Origin of the sequence: Micromonospora sp. ANENR4 (genome assembly GCF_015354395.1) — a bacterium.
Taxonomy (GTDB): Bacteria; Actinomycetota; Actinomycetes; order Mycobacteriales; family Micromonosporaceae; genus Micromonospora; species Micromonospora aurantiaca.
On record NZ_JADKYQ010000009.1, the window covers coordinates 194510 to 208644 of the forward strand.

16 protein-coding genes and 4 tRNA genes are annotated in these 14135 nt (G+C 70.6%); 2 read left to right on the top strand and 18 right to left on the bottom strand.

Going from position 1 to position 14135, the window contains the following annotated elements; all coding sequences use genetic code 11:
• Nucleotides 1-423: 423 nt before the first annotated feature.
• The 16 genes from rplL to IRY44_RS17810 form a co-directional block, all read right to left on the bottom strand.
• Nucleotides 424-810: a 50S ribosomal protein L7/L12 gene (gene rplL / locus IRY44_RS17735; protein WP_120573082.1), complete on the bottom strand. Its 387-nt coding sequence runs from the start codon at nt 808-810 to the stop codon at nt 424-426.
• Between the two features lie 54 nt (nt 811-864).
• Complete coding sequence (gene rplJ, locus IRY44_RS17740) at nt 865-1413, bottom strand: 50S ribosomal protein L10 (RefSeq protein ID WP_120573081.1); 549 nt, start codon at nt 1411-1413, stop codon at nt 865-867.
• Between the two features lie 317 nt (nt 1414-1730).
• On the bottom strand, nt 1731-2420 hold the full coding sequence (locus IRY44_RS17745; RefSeq protein ID WP_194801428.1) for a hypothetical protein: 690 nt from the start codon (nt 2418-2420) through the stop codon (nt 1731-1733).
• Nucleotides 2417-3301, bottom strand: a complete 885-nt coding sequence (locus tag IRY44_RS17750; RefSeq protein WP_194801429.1) for an ATP-binding cassette domain-containing protein — start codon at nt 3299-3301, stop codon at nt 2417-2419. The genes IRY44_RS17745 and IRY44_RS17750 overlap by 4 nt, the downstream gene beginning before the upstream one ends.
• Nucleotides 3302-3383: 82 nt before the next feature.
• Nucleotides 3384-4100, bottom strand: coding sequence for a 50S ribosomal protein L1 (rplA, locus tag IRY44_RS17755; RefSeq protein ID WP_135242081.1), 717 nt, complete (start codon nt 4098-4100; stop codon nt 3384-3386).
• 88 nt (nt 4101-4188) lie between these two features.
• The gene (gene rplK, locus IRY44_RS17760) at nt 4189-4620 is read right to left on the bottom strand and encodes a 50S ribosomal protein L11 (protein ID WP_013288647.1); all 432 of its coding nucleotides are present in this window, start codon (nt 4618-4620) and stop codon (nt 4189-4191) included.
• Nucleotides 4621-4807: 187 nt separating this feature from the next.
• The gene (nusG, locus tag IRY44_RS17765; RefSeq protein WP_194801430.1) at nt 4808-5530 is read right to left on the bottom strand and encodes a transcription termination/antitermination protein NusG; all 723 of its coding nucleotides are present in this window, start codon (nt 5528-5530) and stop codon (nt 4808-4810) included.
• A gap of 35 nt (nt 5531-5565) precedes the next feature.
• Entirely contained in the window at nt 5566-5958 is a 393-nt protein-coding gene (gene secE / locus IRY44_RS17770; RefSeq protein WP_013288649.1) for a preprotein translocase subunit SecE, read from the bottom strand.
• A gap of 213 nt (nt 5959-6171) precedes the next feature.
• A tRNA-Trp gene (locus IRY44_RS17775) sits at nt 6172-6244 on the bottom strand.
• Nucleotides 6245-6371: 127 nt separating this feature from the next.
• Entirely contained in the window at nt 6372-6764 is a 393-nt protein-coding gene (locus tag IRY44_RS17780) for a MaoC family dehydratase (RefSeq protein WP_194801431.1), read from the bottom strand.
• A gap of 4 nt (nt 6765-6768) precedes the next feature.
• Nucleotides 6769-7215: a MaoC family dehydratase N-terminal domain-containing protein gene (locus IRY44_RS17785; RefSeq protein ID WP_194801432.1), complete on the bottom strand. Its 447-nt coding sequence runs from the start codon at nt 7213-7215 to the stop codon at nt 6769-6771.
• 119 nt (nt 7216-7334) lie between these two features.
• Nucleotides 7335-7502 (bottom strand): 50S ribosomal protein L33, encoded by a 168-nt coding sequence (gene rpmG, locus IRY44_RS17790; protein WP_013288652.1) that lies wholly within the window; start codon nt 7500-7502, stop codon nt 7335-7337.
• Between the two features lie 130 nt (nt 7503-7632).
• Nucleotides 7633-7705: transfer RNA gene (locus tag IRY44_RS17795), tRNA-Met, on the bottom strand.
• 25 nt (nt 7706-7730) lie between these two features.
• Nucleotides 7731-7803, bottom strand: a tRNA-Thr gene (locus IRY44_RS17800).
• A gap of 96 nt (nt 7804-7899) precedes the next feature.
• A complete protein-coding gene (locus tag IRY44_RS17805) occupies nt 7900-10422 on the bottom strand; it encodes a bifunctional diguanylate cyclase/phosphodiesterase (protein WP_194801433.1) in 2523 nt (840 codons plus the stop codon).
• A 50-nt stretch (nt 10423-10472) separates the two neighbouring features.
• Nucleotides 10473-10610 carry a hypothetical protein gene (locus IRY44_RS17810; RefSeq protein WP_162959301.1) on the bottom strand — a complete coding sequence of 46 codons (138 nt, stop codon included), beginning with the start codon at nt 10608-10610 and terminating at the stop codon, nt 10473-10475.
• A gap of 492 nt (nt 10611-11102) precedes the next feature.
• Between IRY44_RS17810 and IRY44_RS17815 the strand changes: the two genes are divergently transcribed.
• Nucleotides 11103-11582: a hypothetical protein gene (locus IRY44_RS17815; protein ID WP_228532305.1), complete on the top strand. Its 480-nt coding sequence runs from the start codon at nt 11103-11105 to the stop codon at nt 11580-11582.
• Between the two features lie 19 nt (nt 11583-11601).
• Here the strand turns inward: IRY44_RS17815 and IRY44_RS17820 are convergent, their stop codons facing one another.
• Together IRY44_RS17820 and IRY44_RS17825 are read right to left on the bottom strand one after the other, a co-directional pair.
• Nucleotides 11602-12951: a pentapeptide repeat-containing protein gene (locus tag IRY44_RS17820; RefSeq protein ID WP_194801434.1), complete on the bottom strand. Its 1350-nt coding sequence runs from the start codon at nt 12949-12951 to the stop codon at nt 11602-11604.
• A gap of 367 nt (nt 12952-13318) precedes the next feature.
• Nucleotides 13319-13402 (bottom strand) — tRNA-Tyr (locus IRY44_RS17825).
• A gap of 147 nt (nt 13403-13549) precedes the next feature.
• Between IRY44_RS17825 and IRY44_RS17830 the strand changes: the two genes are divergently transcribed.
• On the top strand, nt 13550-14044 hold the full coding sequence (locus tag IRY44_RS17830; RefSeq protein WP_194801435.1) for a YajQ family cyclic di-GMP-binding protein: 495 nt from the start codon (nt 13550-13552) through the stop codon (nt 14042-14044).
• Nucleotides 14045-14135: the final 91 nt, after the last annotated feature.

Below are 14135 nucleotides of genomic sequence, written 5' to 3' on the forward strand. Positions count from 1 at the left end.
TCCAGCCCACCCCGCAGGTCGTCGCGGAACAAGCCCTGGGACCTCGGAAAACCGGGTCGACCGGGCCGCTCGGAACGCGACGCTCCTGCCGGTCCGCTCGGGAGCCGCGGCGGCGGTGCTGCCGTTGCCCTTACCCGAGAGGCGGCCGTTGCAAGCGCGGAAGGTCTTGCTGATGTTCAGCGTGCCTGGCAGGCCGGTGCCGCGTCAAGGGCCGGTTACCGCTCGGGGTGTCTTTCCCACCGACGGGCTACCGACAGACGTCGCTGACCGGCCGATGAGAGGACGCTGTACGCCCTGCTCACGCCGTCCGCCGGCGGGTGGCACCAACACAGCGGGCGGCGACCCGGTCTCCCGGATCACCGCCCGCCGCGACGCGATGTGCCCCGGCTCACGTGAGCCGGACGCGCGTCAGGTGGCGCAAGGTCACTTCATGGTGACCTTGGCGCCCTCGCCCTCGAGCTTGGCCTTGGCCTTCTCGGCGGTCTCCTTGTTGACCTTCTCCAGGACGGCCTTCGGCGCGGCCTCGACCAGGTCCTTGGCCTCCTTGAGGCCCAGGCCGGTCAGCTCACGCACGACCTTGATGACCTGGATCTTCTTGCCACCGTCGGCGTCGAGGACGACGTCGAACTCGTCCTTCTCCGGCTCGGCCTCGGCGGCCGGGGCACCCGGACCGGCCGGGCCGGCGACGGCGACCGGAGCGGCGGCGGTGACCTCGAAGGTCTCCTCGAACTGCTTCACGAACTCGGAGAGCTCGATCAGCGTCATCTCCTTGAACGCGTCGAGCAGCTCGTCGGTGCTGAGCTTCGCCATGTCTGGCGTCCTTTCTCGCAATGAAAACTAAGAACGTGGTGCGCCGGGCGGGCCTCAGGCCGCCTCGGCGCCCTCCTGCTCGCGCTTCTTGTCCGCCAGGGCGGCCGCCGCGCGGGCGGCCTTGGAGAGCGGCGCCTGGAACAGGGCCGCGGCCTTGCTCAGGTTGCCCTTCATCGCGCCGGCCAGCTTGGCCAGCAGCACCTCGCGGGACTCCAGGTCGGCGAGCTTCGTGACCTCGGCCGCGGAAATGGCCTTGCCCTCGAAGACACCGCCCTTGATGACGAGCTTCGGGTTGGCCTTCGCGAAGTCGCGAAGCCCCTTCGCCGCCTCGACGACGTCGCCCGAAACGAAAGTCAGCGCGGTAGGACCGGAGAACAGCTCGTCGAGGCCGGAGATGCCCGCATCGGTCGCGGCACGCTTCGCCAGCGTGTTCTTCGCGACCGTGTAGCTGGTCTCCTTGCCGAGCGAGCGCCGCAGCTGGGTGAGCTGCGAAACCGTGAGCCCGCGGTACTCGGTCAGCACGGTCGCTCCCGCGTTGCGGAAGCTCTCGGTCAGCTCGGCGACGGCCGTGGCCTTGTCGGCCCGGATCGGCTTGTCCGCCATGTCCCTCCTCTCTCGTTGCTCGGAGCTGGTACGCCGGCGGCGAGCCGAGGCTCGACGACGGCGGCGGAGGCATCACGACAACGAAAAAGCCCCGGCGCAGGGCGCACGGGGCGAGGGGCCGGGACACGGGCACAGTCGGCGGACCGTGCGTGACACCGATTTTCGCTTACCGCCCTGCGCGGGTCGCCCGTCGTCGCGGGACCTTCGACCGTGCCGGAGCACGGTGACCAGCGGTCTTTGGGTGGAACTACCGCACCAGGTTACGCGACGCACGCCGCAGCACCAAATCGCGCCGAGTGCTCCCGGTCACCCGTCGGTCAGGCCCGGGTACGCCGCGCCCAGGCGTAGCCGGTCAGCGCCACCGCCGCCCAGAGCGCCGCCCAGCCGGTCAGCAGCAGGCCCTCGCCGGCCGCGACCGGCCCGGTGAGCGCCCGCGCGGTCGCCATCACCGGCGGGGCCAGCCACGGCACGACCGAACCGGACAGCCCGAGCACCACGACCCCGACCGCGCCGGTGACCAGCACCGCCACCCCGTAGCCGGCGCTGCGCGTCACCGCCCGGCTGGCGAGCGCGCCGAGCGCCACCGCCGCCGGCAGCGCGAGCAGGTGCGCCCAGAACCCCAGGGCCACCCCGGCGAGCACCGGCCGATCCCCCGGCCCGACGGCAGCGGTGACCCCGCCCAGCGGCCACGGCAGCGCCAGCGCGAGCAGCACCACGGCGAGCCCCGCCACCAGCGCCGCGAGCAGCCCGGCCGCCCGTTCCCGGGCCGGGCCGGCCACCACCCGGGCCATCCGGCGCTGCACGTCGGGTTCCACGTCCAGCAAGATCTTGGTCTGCCAGGCAAGAACCGGGAACAGCACCACGGCGGAGACGCCGTAGGCCTCCGCCGGCCGGGCCCGGCCACCGCCGTAGAGGACGCCGAGGACGAGCAGGCCGGCCAGGACCGGCGCCAGCGCCCGTCCGGTACGCAGGAAGCCGGCCAGCCGCAGCCGGACCAACGCGATCACCTGGTCACCTCCGGCGCCGGCCCGGGCCGGGCCGAGTCCCCCTCGGCACCGGCCTGGTCCGGGGAACCAGCGGCGGACGCGCCGCCCGGCCCGCCGGTGCCCGACGGGCCGGCGGAGGCCGGCACCGGGTGCGTGGCCGGGGGCGGGACGGCGTGTTCGCGTACCCGAAGGATCTGGTGGCCGTCGGCGCGCAGGCGGGCGACGGCGGCGGCCAGCCCGGCGGCCGGCACCGCAAGCTCGACCACGGCGGCGGCCGCACCGCCCGACGACGCCTCCTCGGTCACCGTGCCGTCGGTGACCGACAGGTGCCGGGCGCCCGGGAGCCGGACCGTCTCGCCCCGGTGGTCGCTGACCAGCACCGCGCCGCCGCCCGCCAGCACCTCGCCGATGATCTCGGGGACCGCCTCGCGGGCGGTGGCGTCCAGCCCCTCCCAGGGCTCGTCGAGCACCAGCAGGCCGGGCGGGCGCAGCAGCGCCTGCGCCAGGCCGACCTTCTGCGCGGTGCCCTTGGACAGCCGCGGCAGGCGTACGTCGTGGAAGCGGGTCAGGCCCAGCCGCTCCACCCAGTGGCGCACCGCCCGGTCGGCGGCGGGGCCGGGCAGGCCGGCGACGCGGCCCATCGCGGACAGGTAGGCCCCGACGGTGAACGGCTGGTCGGCGGGAAAGCGTTCCGGCACCCAGCCGACGACCGGCGGCCGGTCGGTGACCCGGCCCCGGCTCGGGCGCAGCACCCCGGCGGCGAGCTGGAGCAACGTGGACTTGCCGGCGCCGTTGCGGCCGAGCACCACCGCCGCCTCACCGGGGCCGATCGCGACGTCGACCTGCCGCAGCACCCACGGGCCGTGCCGGTGGTAGCGGAGCCAGACGCCGTCGAGCCGCATGCGCCCGAGCGTGCCACACCGGACAGACGGACGGGGCCCCGCCACGTCGTGGTGGCGGGGCCCCGTCCGGGAGTACGCGTGCTCAGCCCTCGGCCGAGCCCTCCTGGAAGTTCTTCACGACCTTCGGGTCGACCGGGACGCCCGGGCCCATCGTGGTGGTGAGGGTGACCTTCTTGAGGTAGGTGCCCTTGGCCGCGGACGGCTTGGCCCGCAGCACCTCGTCCAGCACCGCGGCGTAGTTGTCCACCAGCTGGTTCTCCGAGAAGGAGGCCTTGCCGATGATCAGGTGCAGGTTGGAGTGCTTGTCCACCCGGAAGGTGATCTTACCGCCCTTGATGTCCGAGACGGCCTTGGTGACGTCCATGGTCACGGTGCCGGTCTTCGGGTTCGGCATCAGACCGCGCGGGCCCAGGATCCGCGCGATCCGGCCGATCTTGGCCATCTGGTCGGGCGTGGCGATCGCCGCGTCGAAGTCCAGCCAACCGCCCTGGATACGGGCGACCAGCTCGTCGGTGCCCACCTCGTCCGCACCCGCGGCGACGGCCTCCTCGGCCTTCGCGCCGGCGGCGAAGACGATCACGCGGGCGGTCTTACCGGTGCCGTGCGGCAGGTTGACCGTGCCGCGGACCATCTGGTCCGCCTTGCGGGGGTCGACGCCGAGGCGCATCGCGACCTCGACCGTGGCGTCGAACTTGGTGTTGGTGGTGTCCTTGGCCAGCTTGACGGCCTCGACGGGGGTGTAGAGCTTCGACCGGTCGATGACCTCGGCGGCCTTGCGGTAGCTCTTGCTGCGCTGCATTTCTGGTGACTCCTGTGGTCTCTGGCGGGCGCGCGGCGTGCGCGGCCCTCCCACGAACAGAAAGATCGGGTGGGGCGGTGGAGCGAGATCAGTCGGCGACGGTCAGGCCCATCGACCGGGCGGTGCCGGCGATGATCTTCTCGGCCTGGTCGATGTCGTTGGCGTTGAGGTCGGCCATCTTCTTCTCGGCGATCTCGCGCAGCTGGGCGCGGGTGACCGAGCCGACCTTCTCCTTGTGCGGGACGCCCGAGCCCTTCTGCACACCGGCGGCCTTGATCAGCAGCCGGGCGGCGGGCGGGGTCTTCAGCACGAAGGTGAAGGTGCGGTCCTCGTAGACGCTGATCTCGGCGGGGACGATGTCGCCCCGCTGGGACTCGGTCTGCGCGTTGTAGGACTTGCAGAACTCCATGATGTTCACGCCGTGCTGGCCGAGCGCGGGGCCGACCGGCGGCGCCGGGGTGGCCTGGCCCGCCGGGAGCTGAAGCGTGAACGTCTTGACGAGCTTCTTCTTCGGAGGCATGTCTCTTCCTGGGGCTTGGAACTGGGATTCTCGCCGGTCCGCGGGCGCGCACGGTCAGCACGGTGCGGACAGCCGACGTTCTAGGGTAGCGCAGCCGTCGGCCACCCTCCGCGCCGAGGTCGGCGGGCGGCGAAACGGCGCACCGGCGGCCACCCCCGGAGGGGCGGGCCGCCGGTGCCGACGTACGTCAGATCTTGGCGACCTGGTTGAAGTTCAGCTCGACCGGCGTCTCCCGGCCGAAGATCGACACCAGCACCTTGAGCTTCTGCTGGTCGGCGTTGATCTCGCTGATCGTCGCCGGCAGCGACGCGAACGCGCCGTCGGTGACGGTGACCGAGTCGCCGACCTCGAAGTCGAGGACCTTGACCTCGGGCTTGGCCTTCTTCTGCTCGGTCTCGACCGCCGGGGCCAGCCACTTGAGAACCTCGTCGAGGCTCAGCGGCGCCGGCCGGTCGGCCCGGTCGGTGGCGCCGACGAAGCCGGTGACCCCCGGGGTGTTCCGGACGCAGGAGTAGGACTCGGCGGTCAGCTCCATCCGGACCAGGATGTAGCCCGGGAAGACCTTCGCCTGGATCTGCGACCGCTTGCCGTTCTTGACCTCGACCTCTTCCCGGGTCGGCACCTCGACCTGGTAGATGAAGTCCTCCATGTCGAGGGAGGTGATCCGGGTCTCGAGGTTGGTCTTGACCTTGTTCTCGTAGCCGGCGTACGAGTGCACCACGTACCAGTCGCCGGGCGCGTAGCGCAGCTTCTGGCGCAGCTCGGCGACCGGGTCGAAGTCCTCGTCCGGGGCCGGCTCGGTGGTCGGGAACTCCGGCTCGCTGGCGGCCTCGACCGACTCGTTGTTGGCCGCCGTCGCCACCGTGGACTGGTCGTCCGGGGTTCCGGCGGTCTCGTCGTACTCAGGCACGCTCGCTCACTTCCGTCAGTATCGCTGTCCGCAGGTCAGCTGGACTCGCCGAAGACCCACAGCACCGCCTTGGCGAAGCCGTAGTCCAGGCCGGCCACGATCGCCAGCATCACCGCCACGAAGGTGACCACCACGGCCGTGTAGGTCAGCAGCTCCTTGCGGGTCGGCCAGATGACCTTACGCAGCTCGGCCACGACCTCGCGGAAGAACCGCGCGATGCGGGCGAACAGCCCGATCCGCTCGGTGTCCTTGCGGGTCTTCCGGCCCTCGGCCGGCTCGGCCTGCGCCCGCTTGCGGGTCGCGGTGCCACCCCGGGCGACCGGCTCGTCCGCGTCGGTGGCGTCGTCGTCGGCCACGTCGTCGACGGTCGCGTCGTCGTTCAGACGCTCGTCGCCGTCGTCCTCGCCGCGGCGCTTGCTCTCGGCCACTTCGCCCTCCGTGCGGGTATGGGGTCGCACGCCGGGCGGCGTGCGCGGCGTGTTGGTCACGCCGGCCGGACCAACCGTCCCGCGACGGGCCGCGGCCGGCGGACCGGCCGGGAGGGCCCGAACGCCTCGGAACCACCCCACCGGTGCCACCACCACGGGCCGGACGCCGCCGGTGAGGGCGGCGCGACCCACGGAACGGTCAGGCCTGAGGCGCAGGGGTGACAGGACTTGAACCTGCAGCCTGCGGTTTTGGAGACCGCTGCTCTGCCAATTGAGCTACACCCCTGTGTGGCAACTCACCTCCACCCGGACACGCTGTGCCGAGCGGGGGTCACTTGCCCCACGGCGGACCAGTGTACGGGTAGTCGTGCGACTTTCCCAACCGGTCTGCCCCTCGCGCGTCGGGCGAACCCTCAGCGCGTCGTGCGGATCAGAGCCCGAGCCTGCGACAGCACCTTCTCACCCCGGCAGGTGGCGGTGATGTCGAGCCTGGTCAGGCCCGCATCGGTGACCTCCTTGACCACCGCCGACACCTCGATCTCGGTGCCCTCGTCGGTGTCCGGGACGACCACCGGGCGGGTGAACCGGACGCCGAAGTCGACCACCGCGTCCGGCGCGCCGGCCCAGCCGGCCACCGCCCGGCCGACCAGCGCCATGGTGAACATGCCGTGGGCGATGACGCCCGGCAGACCCACGCCGGTGGCGGTGCGGTCGCTCCAGTGGATCGGGTTGAAGTCGCCCGAGGCGCCCGCGTAGCGGACCAGGTCCGCGCGGGTCACCCGGTACGTCTGGGTGGGCAGCTCCATGTCCTCAGCCCTCTCCGCGTACGACGATCTTGGACCAGACGGCGACCACCGGCTCACCGTCCACGGTGCTCACGTCCGTGCGGGTGGTCAGGAAGCCGTGCCCGCCCCGGGTGGTGACCTCCTCGATGGTGTTCACGCACACCAGCTCGTCCCCGGCCACCACCGGCCGGGTGTACGCGAACCGCTGGTCGCCGTGCACCACACGGCTGTAGTCGACGCCGAGCGCCGGATCCTCGACCACCTGCCGGTTCGCCGCCATCGTGACGACCACCGGGAACGTCGGGGGTGCCACCACGTCGCGGTGGCCCAGCGCCCGGGCCGCCTCGGGGTCGTGGTGGGCCGGGTCGGTGGCACCGACGGCGGTGGCGAACTCGCGGATCTTTTCTCGGCCCACCTGATAGGGGGCGGTCGGCGGGTACGTCCGGCCGACGAAGGACGGGTCCAGGGACATGCCGCCGAACCTACACGGAAAACACGAACGCCGATCCGCCCGGTCGGGCGGCCCGGAGGCCACCCGTCAGGTGGATCGGCGTTCGAGAAGCTGCTGCGAACCGGCTGCGCCGGCAGCGGTCAGCGGGTCTCGCGGTGGACGGTGTGCTTGCCGTCCCGGGGGCAGAACTTCTTCAGCTCGATGCGGTCCGGGTCGTTACGGCGGTTCTTACGCGTGATGTAGTTGCGCTCCTTGCACTCCACACACGCCAGAGTGATCTTCGGCCGAACATCGGTCGCCTTCGCCACGGCGGAGTGCCTTCCTCGCTCACGGAACAACTACGGCGTGTCAGCCTACGCGCTGACGACGCGGACATGCAAAGTGGGCGCCTGTGGCGCCCGTCCCACCGGCCACCGGGCTGGGCCCGGAGGACGAGAGTAGCGGTGGCCGGACTTGAACCGGCGACACAGCGATTATGAGCCGCTTGCTCTGCCATCTGAGCTACACCGCCGTGGCGGGTCCAGCCGGACCCTCTGAGCCCCCTTACGGAATCGAACCGTAGACCTTCTCCTTACCATGGAGACGCTCTGCCGACTGAGCTAAGGGGGCCTGCTCGATCACCCCGGGGGGTGTCGCGCAGAGGAAACAGTACACGACCGCGTCGCGCAGGTGAAATCGGATCCCCCAGGTGCGTGTCCGCCCTGGTCAGGGCACCACTCGCAGACGCGGCAGCTCCCCCGCGACCACCGTCTCCGGGTCGACCTGGGCACCGAACCAGGCCTCCAGCCGCTCGTACGGCAGAGGGCGGCTGAACAGGAAGCCCTGGCCGATCTCGCAGCCGATGTCCTGGAGCAGCTCCAGCGTCAGCTCGCTCTCCACGCCCTCGGCCACCACCGCCAGGCCGAACTGCTGGGACAGCGTCACCACCGCGTTGACGATCGCCAGGTCGCCCGGGTCGGTCGCCATGCCCTGCACGAACGACCGGTCCACCTTCACCTCGTGCACCGGCAGCCGGCGCAGTTGCGCCAGCGACGAGTTGCCGGTGCCGAAGTCGTCCACCGAGAGGCGGACACCGAGGTCACGGAGGCTGCGCAGGGTCGGTATGGGACGTTCGGTGCCGTCCAGGACACCCGCCTCGGTGACCTCCAGCGTCAGCCGCTGCGGCGGTACGCCGTACTCGGCCAGCAGGTCGCGTACCAGCGCCGGGAAGTGCTGGTCGGTGAGCGTACGCGCGGCGAGGTTGACCGCGACGGACAGCGGCTGTTCGCCGTGGCTCCAGTCCCGGCTGCGCCGCAGGCTCTCCCGGAGCACGAACTCGGTGAGCCGGCCGAGCTGGCCGGTGTGCTCGGCCACCGCCACGAAGTCGTCCGGGGCGACGCTGCCGTGTGCCGGGTGCTCCCACCGGGCCAGGCACTCCACGCCCACCAGGCGGCGGTCCCGCAGCGTGACCTTGGGCTGGAAGTAGACCTCCAGCTCGCCCTCGTCGAGCGCCCGTTGCAGGTCGCCGGCGAGACCGAGCCGGCGCAGCGACCGGGACTCCAGCGCCGGACTGTAGAGCTGGACGCTGCCCGGCACCGACTTGGCCGCGGTGGCCGCCAGGTCGACGCGTTGCAGCAGCGCCACCGCGTCGCTGCCGTGATCCGGGTGGACGGCCACCCCGACGACCGTGTCGACGTCCAGGGTCAGCGAGTCGAAGACCATCTCGTCGCGGATCTGCTCCCGCAACTGGGCCGCCAGCTCCAGGGCCGCCTCGGTGCTCTCCAGCCGGAGCGTCACCAGGAACTCGTCCCCACCGGCCCGGCCGACTAGCGCCGAGGACGGCGCGCACGCGCGCAGCCGCTCGGCCACCTCCATGAGCACCTTGTCACCGGCGGCGTGGCCCAGCGACTCGTTGACCTGGCGGAGCCGGTCGACGTCGAAGAGCAGCAGCGCCACCACCTCGCCCGGCGCACGGATCTTGACCGCCTCCGCCACCGACGAGGTGAGGCGCCGCCGGTTGGGCAGGCCGGTGAGCGCGTCGTGGTCGGCGTCGTGCCGCAGCCGGTCGACCAGGCGGGAGTTCTCCAGCGCCACCGCGGCGTGCGCGGCGACCGTCTCGAAGACGGGGATGTCACCGGGGGCGAAGTGGCCGATGTCGCTGAGCCGGTTGGTCACCTCCAGCGTGCCGATCACGGCCTGACCGGAGCGCAGCGGCACCACGATGGCGTCCTTGACCCGCTCCTCCCCCGCGGCCTGCCGCAACGCCGGATCTCCGCCGAGCCAGCGGCCGATCGAGAGGGTACGACCCTTCTTGTGCACCTGCTGGCGCAGGCTCGCCGGGGTGGGCGCCAGGTCCAGCAGGCCCGGCGTGTCCACCCGGGCGGTGAGCAGCACCTCGGGATGCCGCCCCTGGGCGGGCAGCCAGAGCGTGGCGTACTCCGCCTGCATCAGCGCGCGGACCCGGTCGAGCAGGATGTCGGCGAGCGACCGCTCGGTGCCGGAGGCGAGAAGGCGGGTGAGCTCGTACATCCCGGCCAGCGTCCGGTGCTGCCGGAAGAACTGGGAGTAGGAGCGGTAGACCAGGACCAGGCCGCTGAAGAGGGCGGCGAGCAGCAGCGCCGACCACCACGTCGTCTTCAGGGCGATCAGGACGAGCAGACCGATCGCCACGTTGATGGCGGCGGTGAGCAAAGCGGTCGGCATGCTGCGCAGCGCGTCCCGCCCGGCCTGCCAGCCCTGGAGCAGCACGTGCACGCCGACCACGCTCACGAGGCTGACCAGCGTGACCACGCAGACGGCGAGGAAAAGGGAGCCCCACGTCCCCGGTCCGACATTTTTCAGCGGCGGCAGCGCCAGGAGTACGAGGCCGGCCAGCGAGGTGGCGGCCGCGGCCTTGGCGACGTTGAACCAGAGCTTCGCCGCGCCGAAGCGATGCGAGGCGCTCCAGATCAGCACCGAGAGTGTGTAGATCAGGACGACACTCAACGGGGGCAGGAAGTAGAGCGCCACGATGAGTGGCACCTCGGTGAGCGTCACGCCCACCGACTGGCGCCGGACGTAGACGTTCAGCACCGCGAAGCTGATCCCCGCCATGACGACGAAGAACACGAAGGCGAGCGGCCACTTGCCGAACGGTTGATCGGCAACCAGCGCGACGCAGGTGCTGCAGACCACCGCCAGCAGAGCCAGAGGGGCAGTGACGAGCCAGGCACGTTCCGTCGACCTTCGAGGTCGGCCCTGGCCTGCCATGCCCCTCCTACCCGAGACGCCGTCCGCCGGGCGGCGGACGGCTCGATGATTCAGCGTGGGGCGTCCATCGTCCAGACGATGTCGGCGAGTTGCGCGCTACCAGTGCCGGGGATGATGCCGAAGGCGCCTGCGATGGCGGCGAGCACGAGGAGCGAGCCAAACAGCCGGCCCAGCGTTCGACCAGACATGATTGCTCCTGTCGGGAGATTGCCACAGGGATGGTGAAGGTTTCCCGATCGTGCCACAACGCCGGGGAGCAGAAAAGCGGAGAGGACCCGCCCAGCCCGAGTAGCTGTCAGGTTCCGCCGTTCGGCCCGGCTACCCACGACACGCAGCCAGGTCATGGGGGTGAAGGGACGTCAGCCCCTTCGTCCATTGCGGATTCCCACCTTCACCCACGAAGGGGATCAAGTCACGCGAAACCCCACCCCACCAACCCAGGGCCACCCGGCCGGCTCCGCCGGGCCGATCCGGCCGGTGGATCGCCACCGGACCCGCGGGCATTGACCACCATACCTGCCCCTGTCATGAACGCCAGAGGATGATTCCCTCATTCACGCCCGAACAGCTCAGGGTGCACCAGGCGGCCGCCGAGGCTCCGGGCCCGGGCTGTCGCCGGACGGCGGGCGGTGGCGGATATCGGGATGACCGGGCCCGCTCCGGCGGCGGACCATGTGCCGGTGCTCGACGACGACCCGCTCACTCGCCTCCAGGACGCCACCGCCCTCCGGAGCATCCGCCAGGGCACGGCAGCCGACGTGATCGAGGCCGCCTGTGACTGCCTCGTGGCAGGCGTCGACAGCCCGTCGCTGCGAATCCTGGCCGGCGTCTCGCCCTCGGCCGGCAGTCAGGAACTGATCCAATGGCTCGAACCGACCCTCGGCGAACTCGGCCTGACCTACTTCCCCGAAGGCGGTCAGGAGGGCGAGGACGCCGCCGTACGCGTCATGGCGACCAGGCTTCTCGCCGGCGCTCTCTCCCCGCGCGAGCTGGCACGGTGGGCCCACGCGGTGATCGGACACGACGGCACGCCGCTCGCGGAAGAGCTGGTCATGCTCGACGACGTCTACGACACGCTGGAGTACGGCGAGCAGACCGAAGCGGACACCGATGCACGCGTTCTCGCCGAGGCGCGACGGTTGACCGCGAGCCACCACTGATCGCCCACGTCCAGGGGCGTCACTGCTCCGGCAGGGTCAGACCGTCCGGCGGATCCTCCATGAGCCCATCGTCGAATCTCGGCGGAACCTGGAATCTGGCCGTACGGAAGGAGACTCTCCCACCACAGAACGTCACGTAGTTGAAGAACACCTCCCCACCGCTGAATGTGGTTCTCTCAAGAGAAACCACCCCACCACTGAACCGCGCCCCGCTGAAGATGACGGACCCGTCACTGGACGCCGGCTGCACGAAGGTCACCTGCTCGCCCTTCGGCCACGTCACATGGACAGCCTTCCCGCCACTGGCCGTCACCCTGTCGAAGAACACCTTCCCACCACTGAACGTCGCCCGGTCGAAGAGCACCTCCCCGCCACTGAAGCTCGTGAGACCGAAGAACACCTCCCCACCGATGAACGACGCACCGAAGAAGGAGACCTGCCCGCCGCGGAACGACGCGCCGCTGAAGGAGACTTTTCCGCCGCTGAACGACGCGCCGACGAAGGAGACCTTTCCGCCGCTGAACGACGCGCCGCCGAAGGACACGTCCCCACCGATGAACGTCGCACCGTCGAAGTAGACGCCCCCGCCACTGAAATTCGCCCCCGACAAGTCCCCGCCGTCGAAGACGGCACCAGTGAAGTCGAAGTCGTAGCCGCACCAGGAGGCCGCGTCGTCCTCGGCAAGGCTCAAGTGCCGCCCAACGAGGCGGATAACGGTATGACGAACCTCCCGCTCCTCGCGGGCGGCTCGGACATCGTCCGCATCCCTTACGGGCGCCTGATCCTCATCCTGCTCGGCCGTCTCACCCGGAGCGTCCGGGGGCGGGGTGTAGGGCATGCGGATATAGGCGCAGAGGACATCAATGCACGTCTGCCGCCCTTCCCGCCAGTCGTCAGCAAGGCCTGCCAGGGCGTAGACACCTGCCAGGCGTACGGCTCCCTTCTCCGAACCGAGCTGCTCAGATGCCTTGGCGAAGCGTTCGTTGAAGAGCCGGACCCCATTGCGGTCGCTCTCGACCTTTGCCCGCTCGTCGGCCGCTTCGGCGAGAGCCTTGCTGACCTCGGCGCGCAGATCAGCAGCGTGCGCCAGCTGGTGAGCGAACTCGGCCAGCGCGTTCGTGTGCTCCGCCACCCGCTGCCGCCGGTAGGCGACCACCAAGGCGGCGACACCGCCGATCCCCGCCACGACTGCGAAGACAAGTTTCAAGAGATCGAACAGCGTGGCCACAGTGACGGTTTCGTCGCGCTCGAAACCAGGCCAGGCGGCGTACCAGAACGCCGCAACGACCAGCCCTCCGACGAGCAGCAAGGCCGCCACGACCGCCAGGGCGATCGACCGGCGGATGCCCCAGAGCCGCAGCTCCGGCACCGGACTACCGGCGGGGACGGAACCAACCGTGACATGGGGCTCGGGCCGGGCCACGCGCGGCGATTCGGGCGACTCCACCCTCTCCTTCTAGCGCACGCCGTCAATGTCAACGCTCAGCACCTCGCCTGCGGCCAGTAGCCGGTCGCCGGCATGCTTGGTGGAGTAGTCCTGACGTACCGTCCTCGGTCCCAGGCCTGACGCCGCCGGCGCCGACTGGGCGCCGGATCGCCACCCGAGTCCTGATCCGGCCGGCGACGCCGGTAGCTCTCAGTCGATCCCTGCACACACGACTCCGCGAGGCCAGGACCAGACGGACGACAACGGCCCCCGATCAGCATTCCTGCTGGTCAGGGGCCGCATCTGCACCTGGTGGCGGGTAGAGGATTCGAACCTCTGTAGCTTTCGCGACGGATTTACAGTCCGCTCCCATTGGCCGCTCGGGCAACCCGCCAGGGCACCCCACCGCGTCGCAACGCGGCGGCGGAAGCAAGGATAGCGGTTGCCCCCGGCACTGCCGCAACCGGGTACCGTCAGGAGGTCCCACGCTGGTCAGCGCGGGACGGACCAGGACATACCGCCGGACAGCAGGAGCATGAGCATGGCAGCGAACCCGTCGTTCGACATCGTGAGCAAGGTCGACCGGCAGGAGGTCGACAACGCCCTCCGCCAGTCGGAGAAGGAGCTCTCGACGCGGTTCGACTTCCGCGGCACCGGTGCCGAGATCACCTGGTCGGGAGAGGAGGCGATCAGCCTCCAGGCGGAGACCGAGGAGCGGGTCCGGGCCGCGCTGGACGTCTTCAAGGAAAAGCTGGTCAAGCGGAACATCTCGCTGAAGTCGCTCGACGCCGGCGAGCCCAGGCAGTCGGGCAAGATCTTCAAGATCGACGCCAAGGTGGTGCAGGGCATCGACTCGGACAAGGCCAAGGCGATCAGCAAGAAGATCCGCGACGAAGGCCCGAAGGGCGTGCAGGCGCAGATCCAGGGCGACCAGCTCCGCGTCACCGGTAAGAAGAAGGACGACCTCCAGGCCGTCATCGCCCTGCTCAAGGGCGAGGACTTCGGGCTGGCGCTCCAGTTCACCAACTACAGGTAAGGCTCGACCACCCTGGCAGGTCAGGGCATAGGTCACGCCGTCTGGCCTCGCGGGCCTCGTCGCCACTGGTCGTCGTTCGTCACTACTGCGT